This is a genomic window from Mycobacterium sp. MAC_080597_8934 (assembly GCF_000523975.1).
In the GTDB taxonomy this organism is placed as follows: Bacteria; Actinomycetota; Actinomycetes; order Mycobacteriales; family Mycobacteriaceae; genus Mycobacterium; species Mycobacterium avium.
In genome coordinates, this window is sequence record NZ_JAOS01000019.1 from 133915 (window position 1) to 150011 (window position 16097).

The 16097-nt window shown below is 70.3% G+C and carries 15 protein-coding genes and 1 pseudogene; 6 read left to right on the forward strand and 10 right to left on the reverse strand.

The features are described from left to right. Positions 1 to 657: 657 nt before the first annotated feature. The 4 genes and pseudogenes from whiA to uvrC form a co-directional block, all read right to left on the reverse strand. Positions 658 to 1634 (reverse strand): annotated as a pseudogene (gene whiA, locus NF20_RS09470) (DNA-binding protein WhiA). Then, positions 1631 to 2695 (reverse strand): uridine diphosphate-N-acetylglucosamine-binding protein YvcK, encoded by a 1065-nt coding sequence (gene yvcK, locus NF20_RS09475; protein WP_024637268.1) that lies wholly within the window; start codon positions 2693 to 2695, stop codon positions 1631 to 1633. The pseudogene whiA and the gene yvcK overlap by 4 nt, the downstream one beginning before the upstream one ends. An 8-nt stretch (positions 2696 to 2703) precedes the next feature. Further along, a complete protein-coding gene (gene rapZ / locus NF20_RS09480; RefSeq protein ID WP_009977630.1) occupies positions 2704 to 3600 on the reverse strand; it encodes an RNase adapter RapZ in 897 nt (298 codons plus the stop codon). Positions 3601 to 3632: 32 nt separating this feature from the next. Continuing rightward, positions 3633 to 5576 carry an excinuclease ABC subunit UvrC gene (gene uvrC, locus NF20_RS09485; RefSeq protein ID WP_023871210.1) on the reverse strand — a complete coding sequence of 648 codons (1944 nt, stop codon included), beginning with the start codon at positions 5574 to 5576 and terminating at the stop codon, positions 3633 to 3635. Between the two features lie 114 nt (positions 5577 to 5690). Here uvrC and NF20_RS09490 point away from each other — a divergent pair, with 114 nt between their 5' ends. The 4 genes from NF20_RS09490 (at position 5691) to NF20_RS09505 (ending at position 8924) form a co-directional block, all read left to right on the forward strand. Next, the gene (locus NF20_RS09490) at positions 5691 to 6872 is read left to right on the forward strand and encodes a cupin domain-containing protein (RefSeq protein WP_023863995.1); all 1182 of its coding nucleotides are present in this window, start codon (positions 5691 to 5693) and stop codon (positions 6870 to 6872) included. Positions 6873 to 7017: 145 nt separating this feature from the next. Next, entirely contained in the window at positions 7018 to 8388 is a 1371-nt protein-coding gene (locus NF20_RS28695; RefSeq protein ID WP_179944209.1) for a PPE family protein, read from the forward strand. Continuing rightward, entirely contained in the window at positions 8321 to 8482 is a 162-nt protein-coding gene (locus NF20_RS28110; RefSeq protein WP_322887918.1) for a hypothetical protein, read from the forward strand. The genes NF20_RS28695 and NF20_RS28110 overlap by 68 nt, the downstream gene beginning before the upstream one ends. Before the next feature lie 103 nt (positions 8483 to 8585). Next, on the forward strand, positions 8586 to 8924 hold the full coding sequence (locus NF20_RS09505) for a hemophore-related protein (RefSeq protein WP_003872536.1): 339 nt from the start codon (positions 8586 to 8588) through the stop codon (positions 8922 to 8924). A 33-nt stretch (positions 8925 to 8957) separates the two neighbouring features. Here the strand turns inward: NF20_RS09505 and NF20_RS09510 are convergent, their stop codons facing one another. The 4 genes from NF20_RS09510 to NF20_RS09525 all read right to left on the reverse strand — a co-directional run bounded on the left by NF20_RS09510 (position 8958) and on the right by NF20_RS09525 (position 11967). After that, on the reverse strand, positions 8958 to 9422 hold the full coding sequence (locus NF20_RS09510) for a PH domain-containing protein (protein ID WP_003872537.1): 465 nt from the start codon (positions 9420 to 9422) through the stop codon (positions 8958 to 8960). Further along, positions 9419 to 9901: a 6,7-dimethyl-8-ribityllumazine synthase gene (ribH, locus tag NF20_RS09515; protein WP_009977644.1), complete on the reverse strand. Its 483-nt coding sequence runs from the start codon at positions 9899 to 9901 to the stop codon at positions 9419 to 9421. The genes NF20_RS09510 and ribH overlap by 4 nt, the downstream gene beginning before the upstream one ends. A 67-nt stretch (positions 9902 to 9968) precedes the next feature. Next, complete coding sequence (locus tag NF20_RS09520; protein WP_003872539.1) at positions 9969 to 11246, reverse strand: bifunctional 3,4-dihydroxy-2-butanone-4-phosphate synthase/GTP cyclohydrolase II; 1278 nt, start codon at positions 11244 to 11246, stop codon at positions 9969 to 9971. Between the two features lie 121 nt (positions 11247 to 11367). Further along, positions 11368 to 11967, reverse strand: a complete 600-nt coding sequence (locus NF20_RS09525; protein ID WP_023871214.1) for a riboflavin synthase — start codon at positions 11965 to 11967, stop codon at positions 11368 to 11370. Positions 11968 to 12085: 118 nt separating this feature from the next. Between NF20_RS09525 and NF20_RS09530 the strand changes: the two genes are divergently transcribed. Continuing rightward, on the forward strand, positions 12086 to 12793 hold the full coding sequence (locus tag NF20_RS09530) for an LppX_LprAFG lipoprotein (RefSeq protein WP_003877628.1): 708 nt from the start codon (positions 12086 to 12088) through the stop codon (positions 12791 to 12793). Beyond that, positions 12790 to 14346 carry an MFS transporter gene (locus NF20_RS09535; protein WP_003872542.1) on the forward strand — a complete coding sequence of 519 codons (1557 nt, stop codon included), beginning with the start codon at positions 12790 to 12792 and terminating at the stop codon, positions 14344 to 14346. Before NF20_RS09530 ends, NF20_RS09535 begins: the two co-directional genes overlap by 4 nt. Here NF20_RS09535 and ribD read toward each other — a convergent pair. Both ribD and rpe read right to left on the reverse strand, forming a co-directional pair. Next, positions 14343 to 15368, reverse strand: a complete 1026-nt coding sequence (gene ribD, locus NF20_RS09540; protein WP_019732541.1) for a bifunctional diaminohydroxyphosphoribosylaminopyrimidine deaminase/5-amino-6-(5-phosphoribosylamino)uracil reductase RibD — start codon at positions 15366 to 15368, stop codon at positions 14343 to 14345. The two genes, NF20_RS09535 and ribD, sit on opposite strands and share 4 nt — an antisense overlap. Next, positions 15365 to 16063 carry a ribulose-phosphate 3-epimerase gene (gene rpe / locus NF20_RS09545; RefSeq protein WP_003872544.1) on the reverse strand — a complete coding sequence of 233 codons (699 nt, stop codon included), beginning with the start codon at positions 16061 to 16063 and terminating at the stop codon, positions 15365 to 15367. The genes ribD and rpe overlap by 4 nt, the downstream gene beginning before the upstream one ends. Positions 16064 to 16097: the final 34 nt, after the last annotated feature.

The following is a 16097-nucleotide window of genomic DNA, read 5'->3' on the forward strand; positions in this document are numbered from 1 at the left end:
CGCCGGGCCGCGCCGCGAGCGCTGGGAGTCGGCGCTTCGGCGAACAAGTCGCCGATATACCGCTTTACCTCGGGCGAATCCGGCACGGCGAGGCGGTGAATGGGTGTCGCAAAGCCGGAGCGGGCGTTCCCCGGGCGCCTATCGGTGAATAAAAATCTCGATACCACAAATTGTGTTGGCCGCGGATTTGTTTAGCTACCGCACCCGCACGGCGGCGCGCGACCGCCCATCGGAACGAGCCCGCCAGCGCGGCGTCAGCGGGAAAATGGGTGGAGGAGCACGTAATCCGACGCGGTGCGGCCGATATGCCCGTGACTCATATCGATTTCAAAGAAATTATGTCATCGCTATGAAATTTGCTGTCCAGGAGACGCGCCTTTAATCGGCACTTGACCGAACCGGCACGCCAAGTTACGCGCGGGAATTTACCCCGTCAGCACATTATCGAATACGCCGACCCATATTCAATTCATAGAATTCGGCGCGGCAGGGACACGGCAGGGGCGAAAGGGTGACTCGGGACGGCGTGCCCGCGGCCACGCACGCCGACACTCTCGGCGAATCGGGCGCTGCGAGCCAGGGGCGCCCCACGACTCCGCGCCGCGCTCCGGGCTTTGCCAGCGCGACGACGCGCCGTCGGCGCGCATCGCCACCGCGCTAGGCGTCCTCGAGCAGGTCCGGCGTCACCGCCGACTCGGTGTCGGGAATGCCCTCGATCTTGGCCTTGCGGTCGGCCATCGACAACAACCGCCGAATACGGCCCGCCACAGCGTCTTTCGTCATCGGCGGGTCGGCGAGGCGGCCAGCTCCTCCAGCGAGGCCTGCCGGTGCTCGACGCGCAGCTTGCCGGCCGAGGCCAGATGGTCGGGCACGGTGTCGCCGAGGATCTCCAGCGCCCGCTCCACCCGGGCCGCCGCCGCCACCGCCGCCCGCGCCGAGCGGCGCAGGTTGGCGTCGTCGAAGTTGGCCAACCGGTTGGCCGTCGCGCGCACCTCGCGCCGCATCCGGCGCTCCTCCCAGATGAGCCGGGTGTCCTGGGCGCCCATCCGGGTCAGCAGCGCGCCGATCGCCTCGCCGTCGCGCACCACCACCCGGTCGGCGCCGCGCACCTCGCGGGCCTTGGCACTGACCCCCAGCCGGCGCGCCGCGCCCACCAACGCCAGCGCGGCCTCCGGCCCGGGGCAGCTGACCTCCAGCGCCGACGAGCGGCCCGGCTCGGTCAGCGACCCGTGCGCCAAGAACGCTCCGCGCCAGGCGGCTTCGGCGTCGGCGATGCTGCCGCCCACCACCTGGGCGGGCAGCCCGCGCACCGGGCGGCCCCGGTTGTCCAACAGGCCGGTCTGGCGGGCCAGCGCCTCACCGTCGTTTGCCACCCGCAGCACGTACCGGGTGCTCTTGCGAATCCCGCTGGCGGACAACACATGCACGACCGCGTTGTAGCCGTAGAGCTCGAAAATGTCCTTGCGCAGCCGCCGCGCCACGTTGCCCAGATCCACCTCGGCCTCGACCACGACGCGACCGCCGACGATGTGTAGGCCGCCGGCGAACCGCAGCAGGGACGTGACCTCCGCCCGGCGCGCACTGACCGATTTCACGACCAGGCGGCTCAGTTCGTCCTTGACTTCGGTCGTCATCGCCACGCGTCGTCACCCCTTGGTCCGCTGCCGGCCGGTCCGTTGCCACCTGCCGGTGGGCTTGCACCGTCAACCCGAATATCCGCGGTGGCCGTGACCGGGGATGCGCCCGGGGCCTTGCGGGCCGCCCGGACCCCGTCCAGGGCCGCCGCGAGCTTGCCTGGATCATGTAAAGGTGTACCAGGTCTGGCCACGTCGGCGAAGTGGACCTCGGCCGAAAGCAGTGTGGCGGTGCGGCGCAATTGCTCGCGTTCCCGCTCGCTGGGCACCCGTTCGGCGTCGATGATGATGTCGTGCACGGTGAATCCCGGTGCGTGCTGGGCGAGTACGTGCAGATGACGCTCGACGGAGAAGCCCGCCGTCTCCCCCGGCTCGGCCACCAGGTTGAGCACCAGCGCGCGGCGGGCGGTGGTCGCCCGTAACGCCGCCGCCAGCCCGGGCACCATCACGTGCGGAATGACGCTGGTGAACCACGAGCCCGGGCCGAGCACCACCAGGTCGGCGGCCATGATGGCGTCGACGGCCTGCCGGGTCGCCGGCGGGTTGTCCGGCAGCAGCCGCACCCGACGCACCTTGCCGGGCGTGGTCGCGATCGCCACCTGCCCGCGGATGACCCGGAACATCCGCGGATCGGCCTCCAGGCCCGACACGTCGGCCTCGATCTGCAGCGCGATCGGGCACATCGGCAGCACCCGGCCCTTGACGCCGAGGATGCGGCCCAGCTCGTCGAGGGCGGCCACCGGGTCGGCCAGCACCTCCGAGAGCCCGGCCAGCATCAGGTTGCCGATCGGGTGCCCGGCCAGCGCGCCGCTGCCGCCGAACCGGTGCTGCAGGATGGTCGCCCACAGTCGGCCGTGCGGGCTGTCAGAAGCCAAGGCCGCCAACGCCATTCGCAGATCGCCCGGCGGCACCACGCCCAGCTCGCTGCGCAGCCGGCCCGAAGACCCGCCGTCGTCGGCGACGGTCACCACGGCGGTGACATAGGGGGTGAGCCGGCGGGCCGCCGAGAGCGTCGCGTACAGGCCGTGTCCGCCGCCCAGCGCGACGATGCCCCGGTTGATCGGCTCGCTCATTCGCGGCCCAGATCCCGGTGCAACACCCGCACCGACAGTTGGGCCTCACCGTGCTGGGCCTGCAGCCGTTGCATCAGCGCCTCGGCGATCGCCACGCTGCGATGCTTGCCGCCGGTGCAGCCGATGGCGACCGTCATGTAGCGCTTGCCCTCCCGGCGGTAGCCGTCGACGACCAGAGACAGCAACCGATGGTAGGCGTCGAGAAACTCGGCCGCGCCGGGCTGGCCCAACACGTAGTCGCGCACGGCGGGATCCTGCCCGGTGCGGGGCCGCAATTCGTCGACCCAGTGCGGGTTCGGCAGGAAGCGCACGTCCATCACCATGTCGGCGTCCATCGGCAGGCCGTACTTGAAGCCGAACGACTCGACGGTGACGCTGATGGTCGCGCTGGCGCCGCCGCCGAACGCCCGCTCGATGGTCTCGCGCAGGGCACGCACCGACAGCGTCGAGGTGTCGATGATCAGATCCGCGGTGGCCCGCACCGGCGCCAGCATCCGCCGCTCGGCGGCGATGCCCTCGGCTAGCGTCTGATCGCCCTGCAGCGGATGGCTGCGGCGGTTCTGCTCGTAGCGGCGCACCAACATGTCGTCGGATGCTTCCATGAACACCACCCGCGGAGCGATGTTGCGGGTGGCCAGTTCGGTGCGCACCGAGTCCAGATCGCCGGTGAAACCGCGCGACCGCACGTCCATCACCACCGCCAGCTGGGTGATCCGCGAGCCGGCGTCCATGCCCAGGTCGACCATCCGGGTGATCAGCTGCGGGGGCAGGTTGTCGGCCACATACCAGCCGAGGTCCTCGAGCACCTTGGCCGCGGTACCCCGTCCGGCGCCGGACAATCCGGTCACCAGCACGACGTCGATGCCGGCCCCGTTTTCCAGGTGCGCGTCCACCGGCCGGCTCCCCGCGAGCTCACCCGGGCCCGTCACGGCGCGGCCTTGGACTCGTCGGGCCGCAACGCCTCCAGGACGGCGGTCGCGGTGGCCACCCCGATGCCGGGTACGGCGGTGATCTGGTCGACGGTGGCCTCCTTGAGGCGGGCTATCGATCCGAAATGGCTTACCAACGCCTTGCGGCGATGTTCTCCCAATCCTGGCACCGAATCCAGCACCGATGCCGTCATTCGCTTGGATCGCTTGCTGCGATGGTAGGTGATGGCGAACCGGTGCGCCTCGTCACGGACGCGTTGCAGCAGGTACAACCCCTCGCTGTTGCGCGGCATGATGACCGGATCGGGCTCCGAGGGCACCCACACCTCTTCCAGCCGCTTGGCCAGGCCGATCACCGCGACGTCGGTGATGCCGAGCTCCTCCAGCACCGCGCTGGCCGCATTGACCTGCGGCGCACCGCCGTCGACCACGTACAGGTTGGGCGGGTAGGCGAACCGGCGCGATTTTCCTTCCGGCGAAAGCATATTCGGGTCGTTCTGCTCGCTCAGGTGTCGCGCGAACCGGCGCCGGGTCACCTCGGCGATGGAGGCGACGTCGTCGGAGCGCCCCTGCCCGGCGGCTTCCCGGATCGCGAAGTGGCGGTAGTCCGATTTGCGCGGCAGGCCGTCCTCGAACACCACCAACGACCCCACCACGTCGGTGCCCTGCACGTGGCTGATGTCCACGCACTCGATGCGTAGCGGCGCCTCGGACAGGCCGAGGGCCTCCTGAATGTTCTGCAACGCAGCCGATCTGGCGTTGAAGTCGCCGGCCCGCTTCAGCTTGTGTTGCTGCAGAGCCTCTTTCGCGTTGCGCTGCACGGTTTCGGCCAGCGCCCGTTTGTCGCCGCGGCGCGGCACCCGCAACGCCACCCGCGACCCGCGCAGCCCGGACAGCCAGCTGGTCAGCTCGTCGGCGTTGGACGGCAGGCAGGGCACCAGCACCTCGCGCGGCACCGGGTTCACCGATTCGTCTGCGGCGCCACCCAATTCGGCCTGCTCGCCGTAGAACTGGGCCAGGAACTGCTCCACAAGCTGTTCCTCGCCGGAATCGCCGGGGTCGGCGGACTTCTCCACGATCCAGCCGCGCTGACCGCGCACCCGGCCGCCCCGCACATGGAACACCTGCACCGCGGCCTCGAGTTCGTCGTCGGCGAAGGCCACCACGTCGGCGTCGGTGCCGTCGCCGAGCACCACGGCCTGTTTCTCCATCGCCTGCTTCAGCGCGCCCAGGTCGTCGCGCAGCCGGGCGGCCCGCTCGAAATCGAGTTCGGCGGCCGCGGCGTTCATCTGCTGTTCCAGCTCCCGGGCGAACCGGTCGGTCTTGCCGGACAGGAAGTCGCAGAAGTCGTCCACGATCTGGCGGTGCTGCTCGGCGCTGACCCGACCGATGCACGGCGCCGAGCACTTGTCGATGTAGCCGAGCAGGCAGGGTCGGTCAATCTGCTTGTGTCGCTTGAACACTCCCGCGGAGCAGGTGCGGGCCGGAAACACCCGGGTGAGCAGGTCCAGCGTCTCGCGGATGGCCCAGGCGTGCGAGTACGGCCCGAAATAGCGCACCCCCTTGCGGCGCGGGCCGCGATAGACCATCAGCCGCGGGAACTCCTCGTTGAGGGTGACGGCCAGCACCGGGTAGGACTTGTCGTCGCGGTAGCGGACGTTGAAGCGCGGGTCGAATTCCTTGATCCAGTTGTATTCGAGCTGCAGCGCCTCGACCTCGGTGTTGACCACCGTCCACTCGACCTTGGCCGCGGTGGTCACCATCTGCCGGGTGCGCGGGTGCAGGTTGGCGACGTCGGCGAAGTAGGACGTCAGCCGGCTGCGCAGGCTCTTGGCCTTGCCGACGTAGATGACCCGCCCGTGCGGATCCCGGAATCGGTACACGCCGGGCTCGACCGGGATGGACCCGGGTGCGGGGCGATAGGTGGCGGGATCTGGCACAGATCCAGGCTAGTAGCCGGCGGCGACGCGGCCGGCACGGTGCGGCGGCCGGTCTACTGTGGGGCATACCGCTCGCCACGGGCGACCCGTTGCGACTGAGGGGTTGGGAGGGAATTGGCCGTCGAGTCCTCGCTTGCCTGGTTGCTGCGGCCCCTTGGGGTCGACGCCTTCCTGAACGAGATCTGGGCGACCCGGCACCATCACATCGACCGCTGCCGGCCCGGCTACTTCGACGGGCTGTTGCCGGGACCCTCGGCCGTCGACGGGCTGCTGGAGCAGGTGCGGCCGGACCCCGCCGCGGTGCGGCTGGTCAAGGACGGCGAGGACCGGGATCCGGCCGGTTACCGTCGCGGCGACGGCACGCTGAACGCCGGCGGCGCCCGCGACGGCCTGGCCGACGGTTACACCCTGGTGCTCAATGGGCTGGAGCGGTATCTGCGCACGGTCGCCTCGCTGTCGCACGCGATCGAGGTCGAGCTGAACTTCCCCACCCGGGTCAACGCCTACGTCACTCCCCCGCACTCCACCGGGTTCGTCCCGCACTACGACCCGCACGACGTGTTGGTGCTGCAGATCGAGGGCTGCAAGACGTGGCGGGTGTCCGACGGGCCGCCCGTGCCACCGCAGCAGATCCAAAGCCGCAAGGGCGTCGGCGCCGACGGCCCGGCGTCGTGGACCGATGTGTGCCTGCGACCCGGCGACGTGCTGTATCTGCCGCGCGGCCAAGTGCATTCGGCCCGAACACATTCCGAGCCGTCGGTGCATCTGACCGTGGGGCTGCACGCGCCGACGGTGCTCACCCTCGTCACCAGCGCGCTGCACGCGCTGAGCCTGCGCGATCCCCGGGTGCACGACCGGCTGCCGCCGCGCCATCTGGACGACGCCCATGTTCGCGCCGGCTTGGGCGAGGCGGTGCGCGACGCGGTGCGGGCCCTGGACGACGACGCCGTCATCGCCGACGGTCTCGGCGCGATGGAGGAGGTGTTGGTGCGGCGCGGCCGGTGCCCACCGGTCGGGTCGGTGCGCGACACGGTCGGGGTGGACGGGCACACGCTGGTGCGCAAACACCAGCCGCTGTATGCCCGGGTGACGCGCGCCGGCGACGGCGTGGTGCTGCAGTTCGCTCAACTGTCGGTGAGCGCCGGATCCGACCACGAGGCCGCGATGCTGTTCCTGGCCGGCCGCGCCGAGCCGTTCCGGGTGGCCGAGCTGCCCGGGCTGAGCGCCGCGCAGCAGATCGGGCTGGCGCAGACGCTGATCCTGAACGGGTTTCTGGCCCGGCTGTCCGACGACTGACAGTCAGCTTCGCATTTCCGGTGAATCCGCCGGAATCTATCCGTATCTGCGGATATCTTCGGGTTACCCTCCATTACCTACGGGTCGCCTCGTTCGTCGGGGAGGAGCGCGTCATGGCAGCAGGGTCCGCCGCGGGGAGACGGCGATGACCATGCCGATCTGGGCCGCCTTCCCGCCGGAAGTGCATTCGGCGGCGCTGTCCAGCGGACCCGGCCCCGGGTCGTTGCTCGCGGCCGAGCAGGCCTGGCAGGCGCTGAGCGCCGAATACGCCTCGGCCGCCGCCGAACTCGGCGACCTGCTGGCGGCGGTGCAGGCCGGCACCTGGCAGGGCCCCAGCGCCGAGGCGTTCGTGGCCGCGCACGTGCCCTATCTGGTATGGCTGTTGCAGAACAGCACCAACAGCACGGCCGCGGCCCGGGAGGCCGAGACGGTGGCCGCGGCCTACACCGCCGCGCTGTCGGCGATGCCGACGCTGGAGCAGCTGGCCACCAACCACGCCGTCTTCGCGCAGTTGGTGGCGACGAACTTCTTTGGCGTCAACACGATTCCGATCGCGCAGAACGAGATCGAGTATCTGCAGATGTGGCTGCAGGCGGCCACCACGATGGCGATCTACGAGGCGGTGTCGGAGACCGCGATGACGTGGAAACCGCCCACCGCGCCGCCGCCGCAGATCCAGAAAACCGGCGTCGCCAACCAGGACGCCGGCGGCGGCCCCACCCAGCTGAGCTGGTGGGTGACGCGGGTGCAGGAGGTGGCCAGGGCCATCAGCGGCGACCTGAGCCAGTCGCTGTCGAACCCGTCCGCGACGTTGTCGGACCTGATGAGCGATCCGCTGCTGGCCACCGAGGTGCCGCACTGGGCGGGCGAGTCGCTGCTGTACTTCACTCCGCAGGTGCCGCAGTTGACCCAGCTCTCGTTCGGCCTGATCGCGCCCTTCATCCCCGCCGCCGTGGGGGCGCCGGGTGTGGCCGGGCTGGCCGGACTCGCCGGGTTGGCGGGGGGCGCCCCCGCGCCGTCCTGCCCGGGGTGGCGGCCGCGCCCTCCGGCGGTGGAGCCGCTGCCGTGCTGGCCCCCGGCCGGGCGCCTCCGCCGCGACCGTGTCGCCGGCCCGGCGCCGCGGCACGCCGGCCACCGCACCGGCCCCGGTCGGACCACCCACGCCGCCGCCAGCCACCGGCGTTCCCGGCTTCAGCGCCCCGTACGCGGTCGGGCCGCCCGGCCTCGGGGCCGGCGGAAACCTGTCCGCCGGGACCCGCGCCGGACAGACGTCACCCGATTTCGCGACGGCGGCGGCGCCGGCCGCGGCGGACCGGCGCGAACAGGTCCGCCGCCGGCGGCGCCCGCGGCCGGGTCAGATCGACCCCGGATACCGCCACGAATACCTCGACACCGACCCCGGCGGGGACCCCGAATCCGTGACCGCCTCGGACCGCGGCGCCGGCTCGATCGGGTTCGCCGGCACCACCGGCACGACCGGTTCGGCACCCGTGGGGTTGACCACAGTCGCCGGTGATGCGCTGGACGACGGCCCGCGAATGCCGCTGCTGCCCGGCAGCTGGAGCGGCGAAACCGAGGACCCGGAAAACGGGCAGGTCGGGGGCGGCTGAGCGGGCCGCGGGGCGGGGCGGCCGGTTTGGCCGGCCTCAGTTCCGGCTACCAAGCTTCTAGCTCAACGTAGAGTGGGTGCGAAGCGATGGAGGGAGTCCGTAAATGATGAAGCGCTCGTTGGCCAAACTGGCCGTCACCGTCGGCGGCCTGGCATTGGCGTCGACCGCTGGGGCCGGGGTCGCGTCGGCCGACCCCGATTACGGTCCGATGATCAACACCACCTGTAGCTACGACCAGGCGATGCGCGCGGTCCACGCGGAAAACCCGATGGCCGCGCAGTACCTCGACCAATCGCCGCCCAACCAGCAATTCCTGCAGCAGTATCTGGCGTCGTCGCCCGATCAGCGGGTGAACCTGCTGCATGCGATCGAGCACAACCAGGGCGCCCAGCAGGCGCTGCCAATCTTCCAGCAGATGATGACGGACTGCACCCGGTACTGAGCGTCCGCTGACCCGGCCCCCTGCGCGGCCGGGTCAGCCCTGCAGGTCGGGGCGATAACGCGCCAGCAGTGAGCGCACGGTGTCCATGGCGTCCACGGCACGGCCCTTGTCGACGGCCTGGATGGCCATCACCGGGATGTACTCGTCGTCGGGCAGGTCGATGCGCGCCCACCGGTGACCCACCGGGAACGAGACGCCGACGACGTCGGGCCATTCGATCAGCTTGTCGCCCAACAGGTTTCGGACCGACACACCGGCCGGACCGATCCGCAGCCGGGGCCGCGCGAACAACAGCACCACGCCGGCGATCACCAGGCCCAACACCGCGATGGCCACCTGGTCGGAGGTGCGGAACACCACGCCGGTGGATCCGACCTTGAGCAGCAGGCCCAGGGCGATGTGCGCGGCGGCGATGAGAACCGCTGCCCCGTAGACGAATAACGGGGTGCGGTGCGGGCGCAGTACCACATCCCAGCGTTCGGGTTCCGGCGGGGTCACGACCGAGCGCGCAACTCACGCAGGGTGAGCGCGGCGGACAGCGCCGCCCCGGCCGCCTGCGCCCCCTTGTCCTCGGCCGAGTCCGGCAGCCCGGCCCGGTCCAGCGCCTGCTGCTCGTTGTCGGTGGTCAGCACGCCGTTGGCGACCGGCGTCGACGCGTCCAGCGAAACCCGGGTGATGCCCTGGGTGACGGCGTCGCAGACGTACTCGAAATGCGGTGTCTGCCCGCGGATCACGACGCCCAACGCGACGACGGCGTCGTGGTTGCGGGCGAGTTCCTGTGCGACCACCGGGATTTCGATGGCACCGAGCACGCGGACCACCGTGGGGTTCTCGACTCCCGAGTCGGCGGCGACTTTGCGGGCACCGGCCAGCAGCGCGTCACAGATCCGACTGTGCCAGGTGCTCGCCACGATGCCCAGCCGCACGCCGGACGCGTCGAGCGCCGGCATCTCCGGCACGCCGGCGGCTGGGCTCATGGGCGCCACTCCTCCTCATCGCTTCGCTCTGCACCATCGCTCCGCTCTGCATCATCGCCGGCGCGGCTCACAGGGCGCCGCCGAATTCGCCTGGCAGATGGACCGATTCGTGAAAATCATCCAGGCCGGCCAGATCGTGGCCCATCTTATCGCGCTTGGTCATCAGGTAACGAATGTTCTCGGCGTTGGCGCGCACCGGCAGCGGCACCCGCTCGATGATGTGCAGACCGTAGCCGTCCAGCCCCACCCGCTTGGCGGGGTTGTTGGTCAGCAGCCGCATCGAACGCACCCCCAGATCGACCAGGATCTGCGCGCCGATTCCGTAATCCCTTGCGTCAGCAGGCAATCCGAGTTTGAGGTTGGCGTCGACGGTGTCCTCGCCGGCGTCCTGCAGCTGGTAGGCCTGCAGCTTGTGCATCAGCCCGATGCCGCGGCCCTCGTGCCCGCGCATGTACAGCACGATGCCGCGCCCCTCGCGGGCCACCATGGCCATGGCGGCGTCGAGCTGGGGTCCGCAATCGCAACGGCGCGAACCGAACACGTCACCGGTCAGGCACTCCGAGTGCACCCGCACCAGCACGTCGTCGCCGTCGGAGTTGGGGCCGGCGATCTCGCCGCGAACCAGCGCGACGTGTTCGACCTCCTCGTAGATGCTGGTGTAACCGATGGCGCGAAACTCGCCGTGCCGAGTCGGGATCCGGGCCTCCGCGATGCGCTCGATGTGCTTCTCGTGCTTGCGGCGCCACTCGATCAGGTCGGCGATGGTGATCATGGCGAGGTCGTGTTCGTCGGCGAACACCCGCAGCTCGTCGGTCTGCGCCATCGAGCCCTCGTCCTTCTGGCTGACGATCTCGCAGATGGCGCCGGCCGGCTGCAGGCCGGCCATCCGGGCCAGGTCCACGGCGGCCTCGGTGTGACCGGGCCGGCGCAGCACGCCACCGTCCTTGGCGCGCAACGGAACCACATGACCGGGCCGGGTGAAATCCTCGGCGATGCTGGTGGGATCGGCCAGCAGGCGCATGGTGGTGGCCCGGTCCGAGGCCGAAATCCCGGTGCCCACACCGTTTCTCGCGTCGACCGTGACCGTGTAAGCGGTCCCGTGCTTGTCCTGGTTGACCGCATACATCGGCAGCAGGCCCAGGCGGTCGCAGATCGCCCCGTCCAGCGGCACACACAGGTAGCCCGAGGTGTAGCGCACCATGAACGCCACCATCTCCGGCGTCGCCTTCTCGGCGGCGAAGATCAGATCGCCCTCGTTCTCCCGGTCTTCGTCGTCGATGACGATGACGGCCTTGCCGGCCGCAATGTCGGCAACCGCCCTTTCGACGGAGTCCAACCTCGTCATCTCTGCTACCTCGCCGTCCCCGCTTGGCGGCGGGAACACTGTAGAAACGGCTCACACGAGAAGCCCACGTGTTGCATTCAGTATGAACCACGGCGGCGCCGCGGTTATTGCCATGGCTTGATCAGCGGGACATCAGCCGCTCGACGTACTTGGCAATCACGTCGACCTCGAGATTGACCTGCGTCCCCACCGGGGCGCCGCCCAGCGTGGTCAGCTCCCGGGTGGTGGGGATCAGCGACACCTCGAACCAGTCGCGGGGCTCGCCGCCCAGCCCGGACACCGTCAGCGAGATGCCGTCGACCGTGATCGACCCCTTCTCCACCACGTAGCGGGCCACCTCCGGCGGCACCTCGATGCGCACCACCTCCCAGTGCTCGGACGGGGTGCGCGCCACGATCCGCCCGGTGCCGTCGACGTGGCCCTGCACGATGTGCCCGCCCAGCCGGCTGTTGACGGCGGCCGCGCGTTCCAGGTTCACCCGGCTGCCGACCTGCAGCGCGCCCAGGTTGGACCGGTTCAGCGTCTCGCCCATCACGTCGGCGGTGAACCGGCCGTCGGGCAGCAGCTCGGCGACGGTCAGGCAGACACCGTTGACGGCGATCGAATCGCCGTGCCCGGCGTCGGCGGTCACCACGGCCCCGCGGATGGTCAGCCGCGCCGCATCGGCGAGCACGTCGCGGGCGGTCACCTCGCCGAGCTCCTCGACAATTCCGGTAAACATCCCCCCAGGCTAATTCGCCCCCGCGCAGGCTGGTGAGCAGGGCAAACACCGCCGCCTGTGAGACACCGGCCCCCCGCGTTCACCAGGGCAGTCACCGGCACCCTCTACGATGCTGGGTATGCAGACCCGCCGCCGCCTATCGGCCGTTTTCGCATCCCTGACCCTCGCCACCGCCTTGATCGCCGGCTGCTCGTCGGGCTCGAAGCAGAGCGGTGCGCCGCTGCCCGACCCCACCAGCCTGGTCAAGCAGTCGGCCGACGCGACCAAGAACGTCAAGAGCGTGCACCTGGTGCTGAGCATCCAGGGCAAGATCTCCGGGCTGCCCATCAAGACGCTGACCGGTGACCTCACCACCACGCCGGCCACCGCCGCGAAGGGCAACGCCACGATCACCCTGGGCGGCTCGGACATCGACGCCAACTTCGTCGTCGTCGACGGCACCCTGTACGCCACCCTCACCCCGAACAAGTGGAGCGACTTCGGCAAGGCGTCCGACATCTACGACGTGTCGGTGCTGCTCAACCCCGACAACGGGCTGGGCAACGCGCTGGCGAACTTCAGCAACGCCAAGGCCGAGGGCCGCGAAACCATCAACGGTCAGAGCACCATCCGGATCAGCGGGAACGTCTCGGCGGACGCGGTGAACAAGATCATGCCGCAGTTCAACGCCACCCAGCCGGTGCCGAGCACCGTGTGGGTCCAGGAGACCGGCGACCACCAGCTGGTTCAGGCCAACCTGCAGAAGAGCTCCGGGAATTCCGTGCAGGTGACGCTGTCGAATTGGGGCGAGCAGGTCCAGGTCACCAAGCCCCCGGTGAGCTCGTGACCGCTCAAACCGGGCGTCGCGTCGCGATCAGCGCGGGCAGTCTGGCGGTGCTGCTGGGCGCCCTGGACGCCTACGTGGTCGTGACGATCATGCGCGACATCATGACCGACGTCCACATCCCGATCAATCAGCTGCAGCGCATCACCTGGATCATCACGATGTACCTGCTGGGCTACATCGCCGCCATGCCGCTGCTGGGCCGGGCGTCCGACCGGTTCGGCCGCAAGCTGGTGCTGCAGGTCAGCCTGGCGCTGTTCATGGTCGGCTCGGTGGTCACCGCGCTGGCCGGGCACTGGGGCGACTTCCACCTGCTGATCGGCGGCCGCACCATCCAGGGTGTGGCCAGCGGCGCGCTGCTGCCGGTCACGCTTGCGCTGGGCGCCGACCTGTGGGCGCAGCGTAACCGGGCCGGCGTGCTCGGCGGCATCGGCGCCGCCCAGGAACTCGGCAGCGTGCTCGGCCCGCTGTACGGGATCTTCATCGTCTTCCTGTTCCACGACTGGCGCTACGTGTTCTGGATCAACGTGCCGCTGACCCTGATCGCCATGGTGATGATCCAGTTCAGCCTGCCCTCGCACGAAAAGGTGGAGCAGCCCGAGAAGGTCGACCTGGTCGGCGGGGTGCTGCTGGCGGTCGCGCTGGGCCTGGCGGTGATCGGCCTGTACAACCCGGAGCCCGACGGCAAGCAGATCCTGCCCAGCTACGGGTTGCCGCTGGTGCTCGGCGCGGTCGTGGTGGGGATCCTGTTTCTGCTCTGGGAGCGCTTCGCCCGTACCCGGCTGATCGAGCCGGCCGGGGTGCACTTCCGCCCGTTTTTGGCCGCGCTGGGCGCGTCCCTGTTCGCCGGCGCGGCGCTGATGGTGACGCTGGTGGACGTGGAGCTGTTCGGCCAGGGCGTGCTGGGCCAGGACCAGACGCAGGCCGCCGGGCTGCTGCTGTGGTTCTTGATCGCGTTGCCGATCGGCGCGGTACTGGGCGGGTGGATCGCCACCCGGGTCGGCGACCGGGCGATGACGTTCGTCGGGCTGCTCATCGCCGCCTACGGCTACTGGCTGATCCACTACTGGCGCCAGGACGTGTTGAGCCAGAAGCACAACGTGCTCGGGCTGTTCAGCGTCCCCGTGCTGCACGCCGACCTGTTGGTGGCCGGCGTCGGCCTGGGCCTGGTGATCGGGCCGCTGACCTCCGCCGCGCTGCGGGTGGTTCCGTCCGCCCAGCACGGCATCGCCTCGGCGGCCGTGGTGGTGGCCCGGATGACCGGCATGCTGATCGGTGTGGCCGCGCTGAGCGCGTGGGGCCTGTACCGGTTCAACCAGATCGTGGCGAACCTGACCGCCGCGATCCCGCCCAACGCCAGCCTGCTGGAGCGCATCGCCGCGCAGGGGACGATGTACCTCAAGGCGTTCGCCATGATGTACGGCGACATCTTCGCGGCCACCGTGGTGATCTGCATCGCCGGTGCGCTGCTGGGCCTGTTGATCGGCGGCCGCAAGGAACACGCCGAGGAACCGGAAATCGTTGAGCCGCAAGCGGTCTCGCTGGGTGAGCGTTAGCCGCTGCGCGGTATCAAGCTGAGCAGCAGGTCGGGGCCCACCCGGTCGACCCCGTCGAACTGCCAGCGCAGCGCCTTCGCGATCGTCGGCACCCCGACGTCGTCGACCGCGGTGACCGGGCCACCCAGCAGGGTGGGCGCGAGGTAGACCAGGATCCGGTTCACCAGCCCGGCCCGCACGAACGCGCCGGCCAGGGTGGGGCCGCCCTCCAGCAGCACGTCGGTGCGGTCCGACACCGCCTTGAGCACCTCGGCGGGATCATGCGTGCGGATCACCATGGTCCGCGAATCGTCGTTGAGAACCTTTGCCTCCGAAGGTATTTCGCGCATCCCGACGACCACCCGCAGCGGCTGCCGGTCGGCCAGCGTGCCGTCGGGCAGCCGGGCGGTCAACGCCGGGTCGTCGGCCAGCACCGTGCCGGTCCCCACCACGATCGCGTCGGCGGCCGCGCGGCGGCGATGCAGGTCCAGCCGCGAGGCTTCGCTGGAAATCCATCGGCTGGACCCGTCGGCGGCCGCGCTGCGCCCGTCGACGCTGCTGGCGTATTTCCAGGTCAGATGCGGCAGCCCGGTGCGCTGCTTGTGCAGCCACTCCCGCAGCGGGCCGCCGGACACCTCGTCGGCCAGCAGCCCGGAGCGCACCGTCACGCCCGCCTCCTGGAGCCGACCGGCGCCGCCGGCGGCCTGCGGGTTCGGGTCGGCGACGGCGTAGACCACCGTGCTCACCCCGGCCTCCAGCAGCGCGTCCACGCACGGCGGCGTCTTGCCGTGGTGGTTGCACGGCTCGAGGGTGACGACGACGGTTCCGCCGGCGGCCAGGTCGCCGGCGCGGCGCAGCGCCAGGATCTCGGCGTGGTCGCCACCGGCCGGTTCGGTGCCGCCGACGCCGACCACCTCGCCGCGGCCGTCCAGGACGACCGCGCCCACCGGCGGGTTGGGATAGGTGTTGCCCTTGACCTGATTGGACTGTTCGATCGCCAGGCGCATCGCGGCGTCCAGGCGGTCGCCCAGCGACGCGGTCATCGACGCAGGTGCTGGGACGCGCCCAGGGCCTGCCGGCGCAGCGCCTCGACCGCGGCGGCCGGGTCGTCGGCGCCGTACACGGCCGACCCGGCGACGAAGCAGTCGACGCCGGCCTCGGCGGCCTGCTCGATGGTGTCGGCATTGATGCCGCCGTCGATCTCGACCAGGATGGTCAGCTCACCCGCGTCGATCAGCTTGCGGGCGGTGCGCACCTTGCCGAGGACTTCGGGGATGAAGCTCTGGCCGCCGAAGCCGGGCTCCACCGACATGATCAGCAGGGTGTCGAACTGCGGCAGGATCTCCAGGTACGGCTCCAGCGGGGTGCCCGGCTTCACGCTGATCCCCGCCTTGGCGCCGGCGGCGCGGATGTCGCGGGCGACGCCGATCGGGTTGTCGGTGGCCTCGGCGTGGAAGGTGACGTTGTGGGCGCCGGCCTCGGCGTAGGGCGGCGCCCAGCGGTCCGGGTTCTCGATCATCAGATGGCAGTCCATCGGGATCGTGGTGGTGGCCAGCAGGCTCTGGACCACCGGCAGCCCGATCGTGAGATTCGGCACGAAGTGGTTGTCCATCACGTCGACGTGCAACCAGTCGGCGCCGGTCACGGCGGCGGCTTCGTCGGCCAGCCGGGAGAAGTCGGCGGACAGGATCGACGGCGCGATCAGCGGTCCCCGCGGCTGTCCCGTGTTGCAAGGCATGAGCGCCAGACTACTGAAGCGGCGCCGCTCGGTT